Origin of the sequence: Kaistella pullorum (genome assembly GCF_014837035.1) — a bacterium.
Lineage (GTDB): Bacteria > Bacteroidota > Bacteroidia > Flavobacteriales > Weeksellaceae > Kaistella > Kaistella rhinocerotis.
On sequence record NZ_JACSPS010000002.1, the window covers coordinates 335,355 to 351,861 of the forward strand.

The window sequence follows — 16,507 nt, forward strand, 5'->3', positions numbered from 1 at the left end:
AAAATAATGCTTAAATATTCATGTAAAGTGCTTTCGCAGGCACTTTACGCGTTTGTGCAGGCAATAAGTTTTTTATATTTTCGTTGATTGATAGTGGAAACGCAATACGCAGAAACTCCACGAAATCCAGGATTCAATGAAATCAAAAAAAATTCTTATTGCGGCCGCTCTTTTTAATTACGGCCTTTCCGAAGCACAACAATCCCAATTCTTCAGCGACCGCGAAAATTACCGCTTTGGTCTCGCTGAGAATCTTTATCAGAACAAAATTTATGGCGCCGCGCAGTTCGAATATGCACGGCAATATTTTTACAATGAAAACCTTTCACAGTCGCGAAAAGAAGCTGCGCAGTTCTTTGATAATGTGATTGGTGTCATCCTCCGGAAAAACCATGCGGAAGAAGGTCTGGAAGCCTTCATTAAAGAATATCCGAACTCCGCTTATTTTGCACAGGCGAATTTGCCGTTGGCCGATTATTATCTGACGCAGAAAGATTTTGATAAAGCCCTTGAAACATTAAATAATGTCAATCAATACCAGCTTTCAAAGGAGGAGAATACGCAGTATGTGATGAAATTGGGTTATGCCAAATTCATGACTGGCGATTCGCGCGGTGCAATAGAAGCCCTGGAAGAAGCGTACAAAAATGCGCAGGGCAGTGACCAAAAGGATATTGCGTACATGCTTGGCCATCTTTATTACGCGGACCGCCAGAATGAAAAAGCGTTTTCGTTCTTTGACCAAATCAGGGAAGACCAAAAATATGCGCGAGTTGTAAAGCCTTACTACGTGCAGATGTATTTTAACGATAAGGATTTTGACCGCGCTATCGAGGAAGGGAATTCACTTCTTGGCGAATCTATATCAGCTGACTATAAAGCCGAAGTTCACAAGATCATCGGGGAAAGTTATTTCATGAAAGGAGATTATGAATCGGCGTATCCTCATCTTAAAAACTATCTTGAAAGCAAGTCTGAACCGTCTGAAAGTGACCTTTACGAAATGGGTTTTGTCTCGGCTCAGCTTAAAAGATATGACGAAGCGGTTTCCTACTACAACCGACTGATTAACAGTAATTCATCGGTTTCCCAGAATGCGTATTATCAATTGGGTAACGCGTATCTGGCCGTGGGCAAAAAGCAGGAAGCGCTGTCGGCTTTCCGTTCGGCGAACCAAATGAGTTATGACCCGAAAGTTCAGCAGTTGGCGCACGTTCAGTACGCGAAGCTGAGCTACGATGTCGGAAACCCGTTTGAGTCGGCACCGGTAGTAATCCAGAATTACATCAACAAATATCCGAAAAGTGCGGAGGCTGCCGAAATGAGGTCTCTGCTCGTAAAATCTTATCTGTATTCGGGCGATTACAAAGGCACGCTTAGCGCAATCGATAAAATGCCGAATTCTACTCCTGAGCTTAATAAAATCGATCAGGAAGTTTCGTTTTTAGTCGGGACTGAAGAATTTAACAAAGGTAATTTTGATGCGGCCGAACGCTACTTCCTGCGCAGTCTGGAATTCAATATCAATAAAGAATTTAATACGCGCGCGACCTATTGGCTGGCCCAAACCTACTACCAAAAAGGCAATTATCCTTCCGCTATCGTGCGTTATGAAAGGATTGCGCATGAAAACTTCCCGGAGAAGCAGCAGCTTAGTTATGATTTGGGATATGCTTATTTTAAATCTAAAAAGTTCTCACAGGCCAAACAGTATTTCGAGGAATATCTGAAGAACCCAAAAGCTGACTTCAAGAATGATGCGGAGCTGCGTTTGGCGGATACCTATTATGCAGATAATCAGCTGAATGAGGCCATCGCAATCTATGAAAAGACCGTGAATGCGGACGATTACACCTTATTCCAGAAAGCGATGGCGCTTGGTTTCAAAGGTGATACAGAGGCGAAGATTTCCGAACTTAAAAAACTGCTTGTTCAGTTTAAAAATTCTGAATATACCGACGATGCGCAATACGAAATAGCGACCGCCTATGCCGCGAATGACGATTACAGCAGCTCAAACGATTACTTTTCGCAGGTTATCAAAAACAGTCCGGACAAGGATCTGGTCGCGAATGCTCAAATCTACCGCGCGCAGAACTACATCGACCAAAACCAGACAGAAAAAGCTTTGGCTGAGCTGAAATCGCTGGCCAACCAATACCGCAACACCGCGTACGCAAGTAAGATCGTGCAGGCCTCGCGTCCGATTTTCATTAAAAACGGCGACATTAAAGGTTACGAAAGTTTTGCTAAAAGTGTAGGTGTACGGATCGATGCGTCGGAACTCGATGAAATCAACCTGACTACTGCTAAAAACTATTACGCAGCTAAAGATTACGCCAAAGCCATTCCGCTTTATGAGCGTTATCTGACGCAAAACCCAACCGGTGACGGGCTTTATCAGGCTCAGTATGAATTGGGCGAGAGCTATTACCAGACCCAAAACGCGACGAAAGCACTTTTGGTACTTCAGGAAGTGGCAAACGTGCAGAATGATTATCAGCAGGATGCTCAGACACGTCTGGCGCAAATTTATCTGGAGCAAAACAATACGGCAGAAGCTAAGAAATTCCTCGAGCCGCTGGCAAATTCTGCCAATTCGAATTTGAAGAATTTCGCAAATATTGAACTGATGAAGATTTTTGCCGAAGAGAAGAACTTTGCACAGGCCGAAAAATTCGCGGATAATGTGTTGGCAAATACCAAAAATCCGGCGTCCGTGACAGAGCAGGCGCGTGTCATCAAAGCACGCAGCCTGATGAACAAAGGCCGGGACAATGAGGCGAAAACGGCTTATTCGACACTTGAAAAGTCGTCGAATACGGAAGTGGCGGCGGAGGCACTTTATGCAAAAGCATTTTATCAAAATAAAGCCAAAGCCTTTAAAAACTCAAACGAAACTATTTTCAAATTGGCTAATAACTACGCCTCAGAGGAATATTGGGGTGCAAAATCGCTCATTCTGATGGCCCGAAACTACATCGGTCTCAAAGACAAATACCAGGCTAGCTACACGGCAGACCAAATCATCGCGAATTATCAGGATTTCCCGGAGATTGTGGCCGAAGCCAAAGAGGTGAAAAAACAAATCAAGTAGTGTCCAAAATTCCTAAAAGTCAATTTTAGCTAATCTCAAAAAGAAAACATGAATTTCAGAATCCCCATATTTTCACTCCTAATGATCGGTTTTTCTCAGAGTGCCTTTGCGCAAATCAAAGAAGAACAACTTATCCTGGACCGCAAGCGTGAACCGGAAATCAAGAAAATAGAAAAGAAGAAAACTTCTGTAGAAGCCGAAAAAAACTATCCGCCGCGAGAAAAGAAGATTGAAGACTCGCTGAACCTGCGGTATACGGTAACGGATGTGCCGGCGGCGTCAGATTTCAAGACATCAACCATACAGGGCGAAGACATTTCACCCAAATTCGAGGCAGAAAACCTGAACAATTATTTCCAGTTGGGAATGGGAAATTTCGGTCGCATACTGGCCGACGGAAATATCGGGACAAAGCTTGAAAACGAAATAGAGGTGGGCGCAGATTTCCATGTACTTTCAACTTCCGGACTCAAAAAAGAATATCCTTGGAGTTCTAAACAAAACATCGGCAATGTTGCGGCTTATCTGAATGCAAACGGTGAAAAAGGCAAATTCAATGTAATCGCAGATTACGGCCTGAACGATTATAACCTGTACGGAATTTACGCGTTGCAGCCGGACGCAGACACCGATCTTAAGCAGAGAACCAACCGCTTCAAAGTAAACGGCTACTACGACTTTTACAGCAACGAAATATTAAATAACGTCCGGCTTAAAACTTCGTTTTTGGGCGATCATTTCAATGCAAAGGAATCTCAGGCAGAGATCAGGGTCAATCTTTCAAAGCACGGTGTAGAGCTTCCGGTTGGGAATGATGTGGTGTTGAATGCAGATTTAGGGCTGAACCTTGAAACTTTAAATACAGATTTCGCCATCTTGCAGGAGAATTCTTCTAAATTTTTAAATGCGACCGTGGCGCCGCAGGTCACGTTCTTTAATGGAGATTCCTACTTAATGCTGGGCTCTGATTTTTCATTTTTAAATGCTAAAAATTCTACCGCAAATACCGATCAGGTGCAGGAAAACAGGACCTATTGGTTCCCAAAAGCTGAACTTCAGTTTGCGGCTGCTGATGAGTTTAAGTTTTATGCCGGTGTGACAGGCGGCCTGCAACTGAATTCGTTCGCGAATCTCCTTGAGACCAATCCTTATCTGCTTTCTGACCAGCAACTGCGACCGACGGAAACGAAATACAAAGGTTATGTAGGTCTTCGTGGTGACATAGACCAGCAGATTAAATACGATTTCCGTGCAGGTTTCGGCAAGATCAACGATATGGTATTCTTCCGTGCGAATGATCTGTTTGATACGTCTGTTTCGGGAAATCGCGCAGCTTACGATTATGCGAATTCTTTTTCTGCGGTGTACGACAACGGAAAAGTGAGCGAGGTGAAGGCGAGTGTACAGTATTTTCCGCTGGCCAACCTTACGCTTGATGCAGAAGCACAGTTTACTAAATACGATCTTGAGAACTATGAGCATATCTATAATGTGCCCTTGCTGAAAGCCGGGATCGGGGCAAAATATTCGATGCTGAACAAGAAACTGCACCTTGGCGCCAACGCTATTTTCTCTACCGACCTGACAACCAATTCGTTTGAAATCACGGAAAGCGGAAGCCAGCCGAACGTGTTTATTTCGACTGAAAACAACGATGATAAAGTTGGCGGTTATGCCGATTTAAATTTATCCGCGGAGTACCGAGTTCACAAAAATTTCAGTATTTTCGCACTCGGAAACAATCTGCTGAACAGCAACTATCAAACTTTCAAAGGTTATAAAGTTTTGGGAGCACAGATACTCGGAGGCGTGAAGATCAGTTTCTAAAGCGTAGCGAAATGCTACAAATGGCTCGGTAGTTCAATTGGATAGAATATCAGATTTCGGCTCTGAGGGTTAGGGGTTCGAGTCCCTTCCGGGTCACAAAAAAAGCGGCAAACTTTTTACAGTTTGCCGCTTTTCATTTTACGTCTTACAAAGCTCAATTGTGTGTATCCACCTTAATTATTGGTTACGTTCAGCGTTACATCGATGTTATTCCGCGTCGCGTTGGAGTAGGGACACACCTGATGCGCTTTTTCTACCAAAGTCTCAGCTTCCTCCTGCGATACGCCCGGAACGTTCACGTTCAGCAGTACAGCCAGGCCGAATCTACCGTTTTCAATCTGCCCGATACTTACTTCGGCAGTAACCGTAGTTTCACCGGTTTCAGTTTTGGATTTGCTGATCATCAGGTTCAGCGCGCTGTCAAAACACGCGGCGTAGCCTGCCGCGAACAACATTTCGGGGTTGGCAAAGTCATCGCTTTTGCCGCCGAGTGCTTTTGGAGTTCTGACATCAAGTTCGAGAATTCCATTCTCACTTTTTACATGTCCGTCGCGGCCGCCTTTTGCAGTAACGCTTGTCGAATACAATGTTTTCATATCTTTTAATTTTCGATTTTGTTTAATAATTTGTTCAGTGTCTCTTTCAGCGTACTGAGTTCTTCAGCGGACAGATTCAGCTTTTGCTGCATCTTTCCGGGAATAACACATGCTTTTTTCTGCAGCAGGTTTCCTTCCTCCGTCAAAAAAACTTCCACCACACGTTCATCTTCCTTTTTACGGTGCCTCACGATGTAGTTCTTGGCTTCCAGCCTTTTGAGCAGTGGTGTTAGTGTACCACTGTCCAGATAAAGTTTTTCACCGATCTGGTTTACGGTAAGGCGCTCATATTCCCACAAAACCATCATCACCAGATACTGCGAATAGGTGATATCAAGCTCTTCCAGAAAAGGACGGTACATGCCCGTGATTTCTTTGGCGATCACGTAAAACGGAAAGCAAAGCTGGTTTTCAATTTTCGGCGTATCCGGTTGATCCATGGTGAAGAATTTTAATTAATTATTTGATGATTACAAATTCCTCCATCGGAATCCGTACTTTTTTCATGTTTGAGAGCCAGTCATTTTCGGCATCTCTGTACCCAAGATAAAGCAAACTAACGCTTTTAAGCCCAAGTTCTTTTAAACCAAGCACTTCATCCACCACTTCGGTACTGAAACCTTCCGCAGGTGTACTGTCGATCTTCAGTTCCGCAGCCTGCGCCATCGCCAAACCTAATGCGATATAAGTTTGTCTGGCCGTATGCGCGAAGTTTTCTTCGGCTGTCTGCGCACCATAAATTACTTTAAGCTGGTCTGTGTAACTGCTGAAGCGTCCTCTTGGTAACCCACGGACCTCGGTGTGGTAATCGTACACTTTATCAATTTTTTCCGCGGAGTAGCTGTCCCATGCTGCAAAGACGAGGACGTGCGAACAGTCGCGCATCACTTCCGGATTCAATGCTCCGGGTACCAATTTCTCTTTCAGTTCCTGATTTTCCACCAAAATCACACGGAAAGGCTGAAGGCCTGAAGAGGTAGGTGCCAGGCGGCTAGCTTCTAAAATTTTATTTAAATCTTCTTCGCTTACCTTTTTTGTTGAATCGTAAGCTTTCACGGCGTGGCGCCATTTTAAGTTCTCTATTAAAGACATATTGCTTTTGTTTTAATTTTCTGACGTCAAAGATACGCAAAATTATATTGCGTGCAATATGATTGCTTAAAATTATGTAGCATTAAAGCAAAAAAACCGCTTGCGGTCAGCAAACGGTCTCATATAAGTAAAAATATCGTTAACCCATTTTCTTCGCGTCAGCTACAAACTGCGCCAGACCGGAGTCTGTCAAAGGGTGTTTGAGTAAATTTAAAATAGATCCAAGCGGTGAAGTCACTACATCTGCACCAATTTTTGCACAGTTGATGATGTGCATCGGCGAACGGATAGAGGCGGCGAGGATTTCAGTATCGAACATATAGTTATCAAAAATAATCCGGATTTCCTCAATCAGGTTCAGGCCGTCAACCGAGATATCATCAAGTCTTCCAAGGAAAGGTGAAACGTAGGTTGCACCTGCTTTAGCGGCCAGCAAAGCCTGTCCGGCAGAGAAAATCAGCGTACAGTTGGTCTTGATGCCTTTGTCTGAAAAATATTTGAGCGCTTTGATGCCGTCTTTGATCATCGGGATCTTTACCACGATGTTTGGGTGAATGGCGGCCAGTTCATCACCCTCCGCAATCATTTCTTCGTAGGTTGTACTAAGAACTTCCGCTGAAATATCGCCGTCTGCAATCTCACAGATGGTTTTATAATGTGTAAGGATTGCTTCCTTGCCGCTGATGCCTTCTTTGGCCATCAGTGATGGATTGGTGGTTACGCCGTCTAAAATTCCGAGGTCCTGTGCTTCTCTGATCTGATCGAGATTGGCCGTGTCGATGAAAAACTTCATATTAAAAATTGTTTGGGCAAAGATAAGATATTAAGCGTCAAGCCGAAAGTGATTTTCTCCCGAATGTGCCCGAATTAAACCCTTTCATTCTTGATTTCATCCACGATCTCCGGGTTCAGGAGGGTAGAGGTATCGCCAAAATTGCTGAAATCGCCTTCCGCAATTTTTCTGAGGATTCTACGCATGATTTTTCCTGAACGTGTTTTCGGCAGCGCCGACACAAATTGTATTTTGTCGAGTTTGGCGATAGGTCCCACGGTGTCGCTGATGACCTGGTTAATTTCCTTTCGCAGGTTTTCACGGTCGCGGCTTTCACCGACATCTTTTAAAATAACATAACCATAAAGTGCACTTCCTTTGATGTCGTGCGGATAACCTACAATCGCTGATTCTGCTACGGCCGGATGTTGGTTTACACTGTCTTCGATTGGTGCCGTACCCAAATTGTGACCCGAAACGATAATCACATCATCTACACGTCCCGTAATCCTGTAATAGCCGACTTCGTCCCGAAGTGCGCCGTCTCCGGTGAAATATTTGCCCGGAAAAGCCGTAAAGTAGGTGTCTTTGTACCGCTGGTGATCGCCCCAGATCGTGCGCGCAATTCCGGGCCAGGGAAAACGGATGCAGAGGTTGCCGTCAACCTGATTTCCCGTAATCTCGTTCCGCTTGTCGTCCATTAAAACCGGCTGAATCCCGGGAAGGGGAAGTGTAGCATACGTGGGTTTGGTGGGGGTTACAAACGGTATCGGTGAAATCATGATGCCGCCGGTTTCTGTTTGCCACCAGGTATCGACGACCGGACATTTTTTCTTGCCCACATGATCGTTATACCAGTGCCAGGCTTCATCGTTAATAGGTTCACCCACAGAACCGATGACACGCAAGCTCGACAGATCATGTTTCTCAACCCATTCATAAGATTCTTTCGCGAGTGAACGGATGGCAGTGGGCGCGGTGTAAAACTGTGTAATCTTATGTTTTTCAATCACTTCCCAGAATCGGTCAGGTTCGGGATAAGTGGGTACACCTTCAAAAATCACTGTGGTAGCACCGTTTGCGAGCGGTCCGTATAGGATATATGAGTGGCCGGTGATCCAGCCAATATCAGCCGTACACCAGTAAATATCGTTTTCCTGATAATTAAAAACATTTTTAAAAGTGTATGCTGTGTAGACCATGTACCCGGCAGTGGTGTGAAGCATACCTTTCGGCTTGCCTGTAGATCCGGACGTGTAAAGGATAAACAGCGGATCCTCGGCATCCATAATTACCGAAATAAAATCTGAGGGCGCTTTCTCATACAGCGGTTCCAGCCAGAAATCGCGTCCTTCCTTCATGGTCACCTCGCCGCTGGTGCGTTTCACCACCAGAATTTTTTCAACACTTGGGCAGCTTTCCACTGCTTCGTCGATAATTCCTTTTAAATCTATGGCTTTGTTCCCCCGGTAACTTCCGTCTGAGCATACGATCCATTTTGCTTCACAATCATTAACCCGTGAGGTCACTGCCGCAGCGGAAAAACCCGCAAATATCACGGAATGTACAGCTCCCAGCCGCGCGCACGCCAGCATGGTCACCGCCAGCTCCGGAATCATGGGAAGGTAGATGCATACGCGGTCTCCTTTTTTCACGCCCAAATCACGCAGCACGTTCGCCATCTTGCAGACGCGCGCGTGCAGATCGGCGTAGGTGATATGCTGCGCCTCCTCGCCCGGATCGTTGGGTTCCCAGATGATGGCGGTTTTTTCCCCACGAAGGGACAGATGGCGGTCCAGACAGTTTTTGGTGATGTTCAGTTTGGCGTTTTTAAACCATTTGATTTTCGCCTCCTGCATGTCATATTCCACCACTTTACTCCAGCGCTGGTACCAAACAAAGTTTTCGTCAGCAATTTTGTCCCAGAACTTTTTGGGGTTTTTAATTGATTTTTTATACTGTTTGAAATAGTCGGGAAGACTGTCTATATAATAGTTTTTCATTCCACATTAATTTTATCTTTAAATTTAAAAATAAAAAGGATACAGAATGACGCTGTAAGCGTTTTTAGCAGAAATTGGTTCCACCTGTTCGCAGGAAACAAAATATTTCGTACATTTGCGCCTAATGAAAGGTACATTTCCATTAGACGATCTACACAAAGGCAGCGACGCCGGAAAAACAATATTTATTTAAAACGAAGCTTTTTTGGCTTCGTTTTTTTTTGATTTAAAATCTAAAAACTATGTTAAGAATCACCGACTTATCCATTGAAAAAATCAATTCATTGCTCGATTCAGCTGATGAATTCGCGAACGGCAAGATCCAGCGTGCTACGCAGGATGTGTTTGTTGCCAATCTTTTCTTCGAAGACAGCACGCGCACAAAAACCAGTTTTGATATTGCCCAGCGCAAACTGGGTCTTCAGGTAGTGCCGTTTGATATCACTACCAGTTCCCTCAACAAAGGAGAATCGCTGTATGATACGGTGAAGACTTTAAAAAGTTTAGGCATTGACCTGGCCGTGGTGAGGCATCCCAAAGACAAATTTTACGAAGAACTGAAATCAATCGGTTTACCCGTCATCAATGGTGGCGACGGTACCGGAAACCATCCTTCACAGAATCTGCTTGACCTGATGACGATACGTCAGGAATTCGGTCACTTTAAAGGTTTGAAAATCGGAATTGTAGGTGACGTGAAGCACAGCAGAGTAGCGAACTCTAACGCCGTAGCGCTGCGCAAAATGGGTGCGAAGGTATATTTTTCAGGTCCGGAAAAATGGTTTGACGAAGGCACGATCATCAACGGAACCTATCTGTCCATCGATGATCTGGTGAAAGAAGTGGATGTTTTGATGCTTCTGAGAATTCAGCATGAAAGGCACGGCGAAAAGATGAAGATTTCGCTCGAAAGTTATCACCGCAAATTCGGTCTGACGGTTGACCGTGAGAAAATGATGAAAGAAAAGGCGATCATCATGCATCCCGCACCGATCAACCGTGGTGTTGAAATAGCCAATAGCCTCGTGGAATGCGGTCGCTCACGGATTTTCAAGCAAATGCAGAACGGCGTTTTCGCGCGGATGGCAATTTTAAAAGATGCGCTGGAAGCGGAAGGTTTTCAGTTTGGGTAAGAGTCGAGAGCCAAGAGCCGAGAGCCAAGAGCCAAGAGTCGAGAGTCAAGAGTCAAGAGTCGAGAGCCAAGAGCCAAGAGCCAAGAGTCGAGAGTCAAGAGCCAAGAGTCGAGAGCGAGGAGTTAGGGGCCGAGAGCTAAAACGAAGAATCGATAACACGTGATCGTTGTATAATCTCCAGAGCTGAGTCTTGCATCTTGATTCTTGTCTCTAAAAATCTAAAATAAGAATGAAAAAGAAATTAATATTAGAAAGCGGTGACGTTTTCCATGGTGAAGGTTTCGGCGCTAACTTTGAAACCAGCGGGGAAGTGGTCTTCAATACCGGAATGACGGGTTACCAGGAGCTTATTTCTGATCCGTCCTACTGTGGACAGATCGTCTGCATGACGTATCCGCTTATCGGAAATTACGGCATCAACCGCGATGATTATGAAAGTATTGAGCCCGCAATCAAAGGACTGATCGTAAAGGAACTGTGCGATTATCCGTCCAACTTCAGGAACCAACTGACACTTGACGAATTTTTCCAGAAGAAAAAACTGTCTGGTATTTCAGGAGTTGATACAAGAAGATTGACCCGTGTTTTACGCAGCAAAGGCGTTGTAAAAGGTAAAATTGTTCCTGCAGATGCAAATGAAAACGAAGTAATCGAATATTTAAGAACTACTGATTTTCCAACCAATCAGGTTGAAAGTGTTTCTACAAAAACTGCGTACGCCAGTCCGGGAAGAGGATTAAAAGTTGTTTTAGTCGATTTCGGTTCTAAACTCGGCATCCTGCGCGAACTTACCCAACGCGACTGCGACGTAACCGTGGTGTCGCAAAATATCACTGCCGAAGAAATTTTATTGATAAATCCTGATGGTGTCATGCTTTCCAACGGTCCCGGTGATCCCGAAGATGTGAAAGGTGCCTCAGAACTCATCAACGGTCTGCTCGGTAAAGTGCCGATTTTCGGAATCTGCCTGGGACACCAGCTGATCGGTTTGGCGTGCGGCGCAAAGACATTCAAACTTAAATTCGGTCACCGCGGCGGAAACCATCCCGTATTGGACTTGAAGACCAATAAAGTTGCCATCACTTCCCAGAATCACGGTTACGCAGTGGACCAAGAATCCCTCAAAAACACCGATCTGGAAGAAACCCACATCGCCCTGAACGACAGAACCAACGAAGGACTGAAACATAAAATCCACCCGTGCTTCTCCGTTCAGTATCACCCGGAAGCCAGCCCGGGCCCTGAGGATGCGAATTATCTGTTTGATGAGTTTATTGGTTTAATGGAAGGGTTTAAGAACGAAGAGCCAAGAATCGAGAGCCAAGACTATGCATAATTTTGAAAAATTACTTTTCTGGCAGAAATCAATTCTTCTTGCAAAGAAAATTTATCTTATTTCTCATAAAATATCATCTGAAGAAAGATTTGGTTTGATTTCTCAGATGAAAAGATCCGCAGTTTCGATTCCGTCAAATATTGCTGAAGGTTCTGGCCGGAACAGCGAAAAAGAATTCAATCACTTCCTCGCAATCGCACTGGGATCTGCATTTGAGCTTCAGACACAGTTAATTTTATCTAAAGAACTTGAACTTTTGGACGATGTTTCTGCTAATGACCTGATTGCCGATGTGTCTGAAATTCAAAAAATGATTTATTCCTTTAGAAACAACCTTGTAAAAAAATCTTGAATCTCGGTTCCTGATTCTTGAATCTACTATAAAAATGAAAAGAAACGACATAAAAACAATCCTCGTCATCGGCTCCGGGCCAATAATCATCGGGCAGGCGGCTGAATTCGATTATGCGGGCACGCAGGCGTGCCTGTCTTTGCGGGAAGAGGGCTATAAGGTGATTCTGATCAACTCCAACCCGGCGACGATCATGACGGATGTTGAGATTGCCGATAAGGTGTATATCGAACCAATTTCGCTGCAGTTTGTGAGCCACATCATCCGAAAGGAAAGGCCGGATGCGCTTCTGCCGACACTGGGCGGCCAAACCGGTCTGAACATGGCAGTAGAACTGGAGAAATCCGGGATTCTGGAAGAATGCAAAGTGGAGGTTCTCGGAACGAAACTTTCTGCGATTAACCAGGCAGAAGACCGCGATCTCTTCCGTGAACTGATGCGCGAACTCAACGAACCGGTGCCGGATTCAGATATCGTAAACACCGTTCAGGGCGCACTGGAATTTGCGCATAACATCGGTTATCCGGTGATTGTTCGTCCTGCATTTACCATGGGCGGTACCGGAGGCGGAATTGCGCACAACGACGAGGAACTGAAGGAGATTGCCAGTTTCGGGTTAAAATATTCGCCGGTAACGCAGTGTCTGATCGAGAAATCCATCGCCGGTTTCAAGGAAATCGAGTACGAGGTGATGCGGGATAAAAACGACAACGCGATTGTAGTTTGTAATATGGAAAACATCGATCCTGTCGGCGTACATACCGGAGATTCCATCGTAGTAGCGCCGTCGCAGACGCTCTCGGACAGAGAATACCAGATGCTCAGAAATTCATCCTTAAAAATTATCCGTGCACTTGGCATTGAAGGTGGCTGTAATGTTCAGCTGGCTTTGGATCCGAATTCTTTTGATTATTACATTATCGAAGTGAATCCACGCGTATCGCGCTCATCGGCTTTGGCGAGTAAAGCGACAGGTTATCCAATTGCGAAGATCGCGGCGAAGATTGCTGTCGGTTTGACTTTAGATGAAATTATGAACCCGGTGACGGGAAAGACATACGCGTGTTTTGAGCCTGCTCTTGACTATGTCGTAACGAAATTCCCAAGATTCCCATTTGATAAATTTGAAACTGCTGACCGCCGGCTTTCGACTCAAATGAAAGCGACAGGTGAGGTGATGGCCATCGGAAGAAACTTTGAAGAATCCATTCAGAAAGCCATCCGTTCGCTTGAAACCGGTTTGAGACATATCGGTTTAAAAACCAAAGACGCCGAAGCTCTGACCGATGCTGAAATTGAAAGAAGAATCCGCGTCTGTGATGACGAAAGACTTTTCATCATCGGCGATGCTTTAAGAAGAGGCTATGATTGGGAGCAGATCGTGGAATGGAGCAAAATCGATAAGTTCTTCATCTGGAAAATTAAGAAACTGATTGATTTTGAAAAGGTGATTGCCGAAAATAAATTCGATAAAGAAACATTACTGCAAGCCAAGAAACTCGGTTTTGCAGACCTGCATATCGCGCATCTTTGGGAATCTGACCAGAAAACGGTGTTCGAGTTCAGAAGAACACACGGCGTGATGCCGGTGTATAAAATGGTGGATACCTGTGCCGCGGAATTTGAAAGTGAAACGCCCTATTTCTACGGAACTTACGAAGAGGAAAACGAAAGTGTGCCTTCAGAGCGCGAGAAAATCATCGTTCTTGGTTCCGGACCTATCCGAATTGGGCAGGGAGTGGAGTTCGATTACGCGACGGTGCATTCTGTTTGGGCTATTAAAGAATTGGGTTACGAAGCGATTATCATCAACAATAATCCGGAGACGGTTTCGACAGATTTCTCCATTTCCGATAAACTTTATTTTGAACCGCTGACGGAAGAAGATGTGATGAACATCATCGAACTGGAGAAACCCAAAGGTGTAGTGGTGCAATTCGGCGGACAGACCGCCATTAATTTGGCAGATAAACTTGCCGCGCATGGCGTTCAGATCCTGGGAACTTCCCTGGAAGACCTTGACCGCGCAGAAAACCGAAATAAATTTGAAGCCGCCCTGCAGGAATTGGGAATCCCACAGCCATTAGGTAAAACATGTTTCACCAAGGAAGAAGCATTGGTGATTGCAAAGGAAATCGGTTATCCCGTTTTGGTTCGTCCGAGTTACGTTTTGGGCGGCAGGGCCATGGAAATCGTGTACGACGAGAAAGATTTGGCGCATTACATGACGAATGCGGTGAAAGAAAACTCCGAACATCCGATTCTGATTGACCGGTACTTAACCGGAAAAGAAGTGGAGGTGGACGCTATTTCTGATGGCCACACCGTGGTGATTCCGGGAATTATGGAACATATCGAAAGAGCGGGCGTTCACTCCGGAGATTCCATCGCGGTTTATCCGCCACAGAATATTACGCAAAAGCAAATCGACACTTTGGTCGATTATACACAAAGACTGGCGAAAGGTCTGAATGTGATCGGACTGATGAACATCCAGTATGTGCTTTCTGACGGTGAAGTTTATGTAATCGAAGTGAACCCAAGATCGTCGAGAACCGTGCCTTTCCTATCCAAGATCACGGAAATCCCGATGGCTAATCTTGCTACGAAAGCTATCCTCGGCCAGAAACTGAAAGATTTAGGCTACGAAAACGGACTGGCGCCTGTGAAGGCAGGTGTGTTCGTAAAAGTTCCGGTGTTCTCTTTCTCGAAACTGACAAAAGTGGATACTTCCCTCGGTCCTGAAATGAAGTCGACCGGCGAGGTAATGGGCAAAGATACGACGCTCGAAAAAGCACTGTATAAAGGTTTCGTCGCAGCCGGCCGCAAAATGCCGACGCACGGATCCATTCTATTCACTGTGGCTGACAAGCATAAAGAAGAAGCTTCAGAAATGGCCAGACGTTTCCACGAAGTGGGATTCAGAATCTGGGCTACGGAAGGAACGGCAAAATTCTTCGAAGAGCAGGGAATTCCGGTGAAAATCGGGTACAAGATCGGTGAAGAAGATGTTAACCTTATCGACCTCATCCAAAAAGGAAAAGTGCAGTACGTGGTAAACACGACCACGAAAGGAAAACAGGCGGAAAGAGACGGTTTCCAGATCCGCAGAATGTCGGTGGAGAACGGTGTTCCGTGCCTGACTTCGATGGATACGGTAGAAGCTATTTTAAAAGTGATCGAGAGCATGAGTTTTAAGATGGAGCAGATGTAAAATCTGGTTCTTTATAAATGAAGACGCGCCGGGGAGGGCGCGTTTTTTTTTGGGTTGGGTGGCCTCGAGGCCTTCGAGTCCTGCGATGGCCTCAGGCACCGAAGTCAAGGGCCCTTCGAGATCTGAAGGGTCCGGGCTAAGCAGACACGACGGAATCGGGAGATCAGTAGCAGATCAGCAGCAGTTTTCCCCGTACCTGCTGCTTCCTATTAAGGATTTCTATGCAGGTTATCAGGGGAATACTACACTTTAGCATACTATAACCATACTATATCTATTCAAATGCGTACCTTAGTTTTACTTTTAATTTAAGAATATGGCGGAACTTAAAGGTATACTGAAAATTACGGGTAAATTTAAGGGACTTTCGTTCTACGAAATGAACGGAAAGATTATTGTGCGCACGCCGGGCGGTTTTGACGGCGAAAAGATCCGGAATGACGCAAAGTATGTGAATGTAAGAAATAATGCCGCGGAGTTTGGGCGGTGTTCACAATTTGGCGGACGACTGCGGCGTGCTCTCCAGCCTTTTGTGAAGGATCTGAATGATCACCAAATTCACGGGAGAATGGCGAAGATGCTGCATCAGGTAATGAAGCATGATAAGCAATCAGAAAAGGGAAAACGCAGCGTGCTGTGCGGCCTGCAGGCGATGGAAGGCAGGGCAGAACTGGCCAGCTTTGTCTGGAATCAGCGCGAGGGCAATAATTGCCGTTATGATTTTGAGAAGCGGATGCTTTATTTTGACCACATTCCAGCAGGCAGCATCAAATCTTTAGTGACGCTGAGGTTTATCCATCCGGATGGGGGCGAGGGTTCCCTGGAGTATCTGGAAAGTATATTTGAAGTGGTGTTGCCGTGTGCGGAGTTTTCGGTTCCCGAGCATGCGTGTTTTGCGGATGTAGAAGAAGCTATGCTGAAATTTGCTTTGATCCGGTTTTACGATGCCAAGGGCCAACTGCTGAGCCGAAAAACCGCAGTGGTGGTGGGGTAGAGGCGTGCGGTTACATTACTGATAAGCGTGGGAAGTATGGTATCGACCCCACTACCGGAACCTGATTAATTTCAGTAATGCTCCGCAGTGA

Annotated in this window: 12 protein-coding genes and 1 tRNA gene; 8 read left to right on the forward strand and 5 right to left on the reverse strand. The window is 45.3% G+C overall.

Going from position 1 to position 16,507, the window contains the following annotated elements; genetic code table 11:
• Positions 1–136: 136 nt before the first annotated feature.
• The 3 genes from H9628_RS06010 to H9628_RS06020 all read left to right on the forward strand — a co-directional run bounded on the left by H9628_RS06010 (position 137) and on the right by H9628_RS06020 (position 5,020).
• Positions 137–3,097 (forward strand): tetratricopeptide repeat protein, encoded by a 2,961-nt coding sequence (locus tag H9628_RS06010; protein ID WP_251833218.1) that lies wholly within the window; start codon positions 137–139, stop codon positions 3,095–3,097.
• A gap of 48 nt (positions 3,098–3,145) precedes the next feature.
• The gene (locus tag H9628_RS06015; RefSeq protein WP_251833219.1) at positions 3,146–4,924 is read left to right on the forward strand and encodes a porin family protein; all 1,779 of its coding nucleotides are present in this window, start codon (positions 3,146–3,148) and stop codon (positions 4,922–4,924) included.
• 22 nt (positions 4,925–4,946) lie between these two features.
• Positions 4,947–5,020: transfer RNA gene (locus tag H9628_RS06020), tRNA-Arg, on the forward strand.
• Between the two features lie 77 nt (positions 5,021–5,097).
• On the opposite strand, the gene H9628_RS06025 is transcribed toward H9628_RS06020, so the two are convergent.
• The 5 genes from H9628_RS06025 to acs form a co-directional block, all read right to left on the reverse strand.
• The gene (locus tag H9628_RS06025; protein ID WP_251833220.1) at positions 5,098–5,520 is read right to left on the reverse strand and encodes an organic hydroperoxide resistance protein; all 423 of its coding nucleotides are present in this window, start codon (positions 5,518–5,520) and stop codon (positions 5,098–5,100) included.
• A 5-nt stretch (positions 5,521–5,525) separates the two neighbouring features.
• Positions 5,526–5,960, reverse strand: a complete 435-nt coding sequence (locus H9628_RS06030) for a MarR family winged helix-turn-helix transcriptional regulator (protein ID WP_251833221.1) — start codon at positions 5,958–5,960, stop codon at positions 5,526–5,528.
• Between the two features lie 19 nt (positions 5,961–5,979).
• The gene (locus H9628_RS06035) at positions 5,980–6,612 is read right to left on the reverse strand and encodes an NAD(P)H-dependent oxidoreductase (protein WP_251833222.1); all 633 of its coding nucleotides are present in this window, start codon (positions 6,610–6,612) and stop codon (positions 5,980–5,982) included.
• Positions 6,613–6,751: 139 nt separating this feature from the next.
• Positions 6,752–7,405 (reverse strand): fructose-6-phosphate aldolase, encoded by a 654-nt coding sequence (gene fsa / locus H9628_RS06040; RefSeq protein WP_251833223.1) that lies wholly within the window; start codon positions 7,403–7,405, stop codon positions 6,752–6,754.
• Between the two features lie 74 nt (positions 7,406–7,479).
• Entirely contained in the window at positions 7,480–9,387 is a 1,908-nt protein-coding gene (gene acs, locus H9628_RS06045) for an acetate--CoA ligase (protein ID WP_251833224.1), read from the reverse strand.
• A 242-nt stretch (positions 9,388–9,629) separates the two neighbouring features.
• On the opposite strand from acs, the gene H9628_RS06050 reads away from it, so the two are divergent.
• The 5 genes from H9628_RS06050 (at position 9,630) to H9628_RS06070 (ending at position 16,416) form a co-directional block, all read left to right on the forward strand.
• Positions 9,630–10,520, forward strand: coding sequence for an aspartate carbamoyltransferase catalytic subunit (locus H9628_RS06050; RefSeq protein WP_251833225.1), 891 nt, complete (start codon positions 9,630–9,632; stop codon positions 10,518–10,520).
• Positions 10,521–10,749: 229 nt separating this feature from the next.
• Complete coding sequence (locus H9628_RS06055; RefSeq protein ID WP_251833226.1) at positions 10,750–11,856, forward strand: carbamoyl phosphate synthase small subunit; 1,107 nt, start codon at positions 10,750–10,752, stop codon at positions 11,854–11,856.
• A complete protein-coding gene (locus H9628_RS06060) occupies positions 11,849–12,208 on the forward strand; it encodes a four helix bundle protein (protein ID WP_251833227.1) in 360 nt (119 codons plus the stop codon). Before H9628_RS06055 ends, H9628_RS06060 begins: the two co-directional genes overlap by 8 nt.
• A gap of 34 nt (positions 12,209–12,242) precedes the next feature.
• Positions 12,243–15,422, forward strand: coding sequence for a carbamoyl-phosphate synthase large subunit (gene carB, locus H9628_RS06065; RefSeq protein WP_251833228.1), 3,180 nt, complete (start codon positions 12,243–12,245; stop codon positions 15,420–15,422).
• A gap of 316 nt (positions 15,423–15,738) precedes the next feature.
• Positions 15,739–16,416 carry a hypothetical protein gene (locus H9628_RS06070; protein ID WP_251833229.1) on the forward strand — a complete coding sequence of 226 codons (678 nt, stop codon included), beginning with the start codon at positions 15,739–15,741 and terminating at the stop codon, positions 16,414–16,416.
• Positions 16,417–16,507: the final 91 nt, after the last annotated feature.

What these genes read in the sequence shown, in the direction of transcription:
- H9628_RS06055 (WP_251833226.1), top strand. Translation starts at nt 10,750, where the DNA reads ATGAAAAAGAAATTAATATTAGAAAGCGGTGACGTTTTCCATGGTGAA.
- H9628_RS06050 (WP_251833225.1), top strand. Translation starts at nt 9,630, where the DNA reads ATGTTAAGAATCACCGACTTATCCATTGAAAAAATCAATTCATTGCTC.
- fsa (WP_251833223.1), bottom strand. Translation starts at nt 7,405, where the DNA reads ATGAAGTTTTTCATCGACACGGCCAATCTCGATCAGATCAGAGAAGCA.
- H9628_RS06060 (WP_251833227.1), top strand. Translation starts at nt 11,849, where the DNA reads ATGCATAATTTTGAAAAATTACTTTTCTGGCAGAAATCAATTCTTCTT.
- H9628_RS06070 (WP_251833229.1), top strand. Translation starts at nt 15,739, where the DNA reads ATGGCGGAACTTAAAGGTATACTGAAAATTACGGGTAAATTTAAGGGA.
- carB (WP_251833228.1), top strand. Translation starts at nt 12,243, where the DNA reads ATGAAAAGAAACGACATAAAAACAATCCTCGTCATCGGCTCCGGGCCA.
- acs (WP_251833224.1), bottom strand. Translation starts at nt 9,387, where the DNA reads ATGAAAAACTATTATATAGACAGTCTTCCCGACTATTTCAAACAGTAT.
- H9628_RS06025 (WP_251833220.1), bottom strand. Translation starts at nt 5,520, where the DNA reads ATGAAAACATTGTATTCGACAAGCGTTACTGCAAAAGGCGGCCGCGAC.
- H9628_RS06010 (WP_251833218.1), top strand. Translation starts at nt 137, where the DNA reads ATGAAATCAAAAAAAATTCTTATTGCGGCCGCTCTTTTTAATTACGGC.
- H9628_RS06030 (WP_251833221.1), bottom strand. Translation starts at nt 5,960, where the DNA reads ATGGATCAACCGGATACGCCGAAAATTGAAAACCAGCTTTGCTTTCCG.
- H9628_RS06035 (WP_251833222.1), bottom strand. Translation starts at nt 6,612, where the DNA reads ATGTCTTTAATAGAGAACTTAAAATGGCGCCACGCCGTGAAAGCTTAC.
- H9628_RS06015 (WP_251833219.1), top strand. Translation starts at nt 3,146, where the DNA reads ATGAATTTCAGAATCCCCATATTTTCACTCCTAATGATCGGTTTTTCT.